At 70.1% G+C, this 4,654-nt stretch carries 5 protein-coding genes; 2 read left to right on the plus strand and 3 right to left on the minus strand.

Annotation, left to right across the window (positions count from 1 at the left end):
* Positions 1-30: 30 nt before the first annotated feature.
* The gene (locus tag DMC18_RS24290) at positions 31-1,209 is read left to right on the plus strand and encodes a CaiB/BaiF CoA-transferase family protein (RefSeq protein WP_110133388.1); all 1,179 of its coding nucleotides are present in this window, start codon (positions 31-33) and stop codon (positions 1,207-1,209) included.
* 131 nt (positions 1,210-1,340) lie between these two features.
* On the opposite strand, the gene DMC18_RS24295 is transcribed toward DMC18_RS24290, so the two are convergent.
* Positions 1,341-2,216: a transglycosylase SLT domain-containing protein gene (locus tag DMC18_RS24295; RefSeq protein WP_110122152.1), complete on the minus strand. Its 876-nt coding sequence runs from the start codon at positions 2,214-2,216 to the stop codon at positions 1,341-1,343.
* 199 nt (positions 2,217-2,415) lie between these two features.
* Between DMC18_RS24295 and DMC18_RS24300 the strand changes: the two genes are divergently transcribed.
* On the plus strand, positions 2,416-3,144 hold the full coding sequence (locus DMC18_RS24300) for an energy transducer TonB (protein WP_110122151.1): 729 nt from the start codon (positions 2,416-2,418) through the stop codon (positions 3,142-3,144).
* Between the two features lie 63 nt (positions 3,145-3,207).
* On the opposite strand, the gene DMC18_RS24305 is transcribed toward DMC18_RS24300, so the two are convergent.
* Positions 3,208-4,371 carry an acyl-CoA dehydrogenase family protein gene (locus tag DMC18_RS24305; protein ID WP_110122150.1) on the minus strand — a complete coding sequence of 388 codons (1,164 nt, stop codon included), beginning with the start codon at positions 4,369-4,371 and terminating at the stop codon, positions 3,208-3,210.
* A gap of 33 nt (positions 4,372-4,404) precedes the next feature.
* Positions 4,405-4,654, minus strand: a 250-nt coding sequence (locus DMC18_RS24310; RefSeq protein WP_146218202.1) for an FAD-dependent oxidoreductase, incomplete at its 5' end; no start/stop codon positions are given.

Consider the following 4,654-nt stretch of genomic DNA (forward strand, 5'->3'; position numbering starts at 1 on the left):
CTCCGCAACGAGAAAAGCGGGAGGAAGCGGATGCTGCGGGACCTCAAGGTCGTCGAGCTGGCCACCTACATCGCCGCCCCCGGCGCGGCGGGGATCATGGCCGACTGGGGCGCCGACGTGGTCAAGGTCGAGTCGCCCGAGGGCGACCCGATGCGGCGCTTCTTCGAGACCATCGGCGCCGACCAGGCCGCCAACCCGATCTTCGAGCTCGACAACCGCGGCAAGCGCTCGGTCGTGCTCGACATCCGCAGCCCTGCCGGCGCGCAGGCCCTGAAACGCCTCGTCGCCACGGCCGACATCTTCCTGACCAACGTCCGCCCCGCCGCCCTGCGCCGGGCGGGCCTGGACCACGAGACCCTGCTGAGCGCCTTCCCGCGCCTGATCTACTGCAGCCTGACCGGCTACGGCCTCACCGGCCCCGACGCCGACAAGCCGGGCATGGACGTCGCCGCCTTCTGGTCGCGCGCCGGGGTCGGGGCCCTTACCGCGCCCAAGGGGTCCGAGCCCTTCCCGATCCGCACCGGCATGGGCGACCACATCACCTCGCTGGCCACGGTCTCGGCTATCCTGGCGGCGGTGCACGAGCGCCATCGGACCGGCGTCGGCCGGCTGGTCGAGACTTCGCTGCTGCGCACCGGCGCCTACGCGATCGGCTCGGACCTCGCCATCCAGCTGCACTTCGGCAAGCTGGCCTCGACCCGTCCGCGCCGCGAAGCGGTGCAGCCCCTGGCCAACTTCTTCCAGACCCGGGACGGCCGCTGGATCTGCCTGCTGGCCCGCCAGGGCGCAACGGACTGGCCGCGCATCGCCGCCGCCGTCGGCCGGCCCGAACTGGTCGACGATCCGCGCTTTTCCGGCGCCCGCGCCCGGCGCGAGAACACCGCCGCCCTGGTCGACATCCTCGACGAGGCCTTCGGGTCGATGGACTACCAGACCGCCGCCGCCGCCCTCGACGAAGGCGACATCACCTGGGCGCCCTGGCAGACTCCGCGCGACCTGGTCGAGGACCCGCAGGCCCTGGCCGCCGGCTGCTTCGTCGAGACCACGGCCGGCGTCCGCTCGCCCGCCGCCCCGGCCCGCTTCCCGGGGATCGAAGAGCACGCGCGCAGCCCCGCCCCGGCGCTCGGCGCCGACACGGCGGCCGTGCTGGCGGAGCTTGGCTATTCGGAGGAAGAGATCGGGGAGATGACGCACAGGCCCTCCCCCTGAAGGGGGAGGTGTCGGCGAAGCCGACGGAGGGGGAAGCGACTGCTGAATTCGAGACGGGCTGAGAGACCTACGCCTCTTCCCTCTCCGGCCCTCCGGGCCACCTCTCCCTTTGGGGAGAGGGTCTTGATGCTTTAGCGCGCCTTGCCGCCCGAGCCGGCATTGGCGTCCGACAGCATGCGCAGCATCTCGGCCGAGAACAGGCTGTTGGCCACGCGGCTCGTGCTGCTGCCTTCGCTCTTGCCGGCCCCAAAGGCGCCGTCGAAGCCCTGCGAGCCGCGCAGCACCAGGTCGACCACCGCCTGCTGCTGCTGGATGCGGTCCATGCGGCGGCCGGTGGCGTACTGCAGGAAGCCCTCGCCGTCGTCGGCCTGGCTCTCGCGCGCGGCAGGAGCTGCGACCGCGCCGCCGCCGCCGGCGGTCTTGGTCAGGTTGGCGTAGACCTCGCTCACCGTGGCGGCGCGGCCTTCGCGGTAGAAGATCGAACGGTTGGCCGCCGCGGCCTCGGGGAACATCGAGGCGGCGCTGGCGCCGGGATTGTTGTTGGCGGCCTCGATCAGCCGCGCCGAGCCCTGCGGACCCAGGAAGTGGGCGGCGTACAGCTCGCCCGAGGTCGGCGACCGGCCGACCCGGCCGCGCAGGTACGAGGCGTGGTCCGAAGCCAGCTCACCGGCCATCAGCGAAGCGGCGTGCGGATCGAGCTTGAGGCCCAGGACAGCCTTGCGGGCTTCGTCGCCGGCCACCCGGTACTTGCCGTCGGAACCTTGCTGGATCAGGTCGGCGTAGCGGGCGTAGCCGTATTTGGAGCCGTGCTTCTTCAGCGTGGCCAGCCAGGTCTGGTCGACGAATTGGAACAGGCCCGAGGCCGAGGAGGTGCGGGCCTTGGCGGCCGGGTTGTAGCCGCTCTCGCGCTTGGCGGTGCCCATCAGGAACGTGAAATCCACCCCCGTCGCGCTGGAAGCGCGCTGGATCGCCGATTCAACGACGTTGCGGATGGATTGGACGGCCATGCCCCGAATATCTGAACGAGCATGGTTAATGCGGCCTTAACCACGTTTAACGCCCCCGCCCCTGCGCGCTCGGGTCGCACCCGGACCTTACGCCCGGCGACAAAATATCACGTTCGTAATTTTATCTGTTTACACACGTCATTCTCCGTGTGAGCGTCGGGGTGTCGAAGTTGATCGACGCCGCTCTTTGGAGGTCGCCATGATCGCCCAACCCGCCGACTTCAACCCGCGCATCGCCGGCCTGGACCGCGACGACAAGCGCAAGCTCTCCAAGGGGCTGGTCGCCGCCCTGGCGATCTCCGGCGCGGCGCACGTGGCCCTGTTCGCCTACATCGCGGTGCAGAAGTACGTGACCATGCCGACCGAGATCGTCGACGACGGCGGTTTCGAGCTGCAGCCGTTGGCGCCGAAGCCGCCCCCTCCTCCTCCGCCGGAAAAGCCGGCGCCGACGCCGCCCCGGGCCTCCAACCCGATCCCGGTGCATCCGCCGCTGCCGACGCCGTTCCCGACGCCCGAGCCCCTGCCCGTGCCGATCCCGGAGAACCCGGGCCCGCCGACCAACGCCGAGCCCCCGCGCTTCGCCGCCGATCCGCCGGCGCCTCCGGGCCCGCCCGCGGCTCCGGCGCCGAAGACCATAACCCGGGCGACCTGGCTGAGGATGCCCAGCGCCGACGACATGTCGCGCTACTACCCCGAAAGCGCCCAGCGGCGCGGAGTGTCGGGCGGCGCGACGCTGAACTGCGCCGTCACCGTCAAGGGCACGGTGGAGAACTGCATGGTGGTCGATGAAAACCCGGCCAGCGAGGGCTTTGGCTCCGCGGCCCTGAAACTGGCGCGGTTCTTCAAGATGAAGCCGCAGCTCGAGAACGGCCAAGCGGTCGGCGGCGCGCAGGTGAGGATCCCCATCCGCTTCAACGCCGCTGACTGAGGGGGCGTCGGACGGGCGACCGCGTATCGGGTCGCCCGTCCGAGTTCATCAATAGCTTTTGGCCTAATAGCTTTTGGGAAGGCCCAGCACGCGCTCGGCGATGAAGTTGAGGATCATCTCGCGGCTGACCGGCGCGATGCGGGCGATCATCGCCTCGCGGAAATAGCGCTCGACGTCGTATTCCTTGGCGTAGCCCATGCCCCCATGGGCCAGCACCGAGGCCTCACAGGCCGTGAAGCCGGCTTCAGCGCCCAGGTACTTGGCGGCGTTGGCCTCGGCTCCGCAGTCCTTGCCGGCGTCGTAGAGAGCCGCGGCCTTGAAGGCCATCAGGTTGGCCGCCTCCAGCTCCGCCCACGACTTGGCCAGCGGGTGGGCCACGCCCTGGTTCTGGCCGATCGGCCGGCCGAACACCACGCGCTCCTTGGCGTAGGTCGAGGCTTTCGCCAGCGCCGCCCGGCCCAGGCCGATGGCCTCGACCGCGAACAGCACCCGCTCGGGATTGAGCCCGTGCAGCAGGTACTGGAAGCCCTTGCCCTCCTCGCCCACCAGGTCCTCCTGGGGCACGAACAGGTCCTCGATGAAGAGCATGTTACACTCGACCGCCTTGCGGCCCATCTTCGGGATCGGCTTGGCCTCGATCTGTTCGCGGTCGGTGTAGAACAGCGACAGCCCGCCCGTGGGCTTGGCGCACTGGTCCTTGGGGGTGGTGCGGGCGATGATCAGGATCTTGTTGGCGCGCTGGGCGCCGGTCGTCCAGATCTTGCGGCCGTTCAGGCGATAGCCGCCGTCGACCTTCTCGGCCCGAGTCTCCAAGCTGGAGGTGTCGAGGCCCGAATTGGGCTCGGTGACGGCGAAGCACATCTTGTCCTCGCCGGAGATGATGCGCGGCAGCAGACGTTCGCGCTGCGCGTCGGTCCCGAACTTCACCAGCGGCATCGGGCCGAAGATGTTGAGGTGGATCGCCGAAGCGCCCGAGAAGCCCGCGCCCGACTGGGCCACGGTCTGCATCATCACGGCCGCCTCGGTCAGGCCCAGGCCCGCACCGCCAACGCTCTCGGGCATGGCCACGCCCAGCCAGCCGCCTTCGGCGATGGCGGCCACGAATTCCTCGGGGAAGTTTCCGGTCTCGTCGGTCCGCCGCCAGTACTCGTCGTCGAAGGCGGCGCACACCTTGGCCACGCCTTCGCGGATCGCTTCCTGCTCTTCGGTCAGCCAGAAACCGGCCATGTCGTCCCTTCCCTGCGCTCTGTCGTTCTTTTTCTAGCCTTCGAAACGCCGTGGGTCGAAGGCGGCCGCGTCCTCTCCGGGATCGGCGCCCGTCAGATACGCCGCGACCATGTCGGCCACAAGCGGAGCGAGCAGCCAGCCGTTACGACGCGCGCCCGCCGCCAGGATCACGCCCGCCGTCCGGCTTTCCCCGACCAGCGGCAGGCCGTCCGGCGTCGAGGCGCGCACGCCGACCTCGATGCTGGCCGAGGCGCCGGCCAGTTCCGGGCGCAGGCGCACGGCG

It is taken from the genome of Caulobacter sp. D5 (genome assembly GCF_003185805.1).
In the GTDB taxonomy this organism is placed as follows: domain Bacteria; phylum Pseudomonadota; class Alphaproteobacteria; order Caulobacterales; family Caulobacteraceae; genus Caulobacter.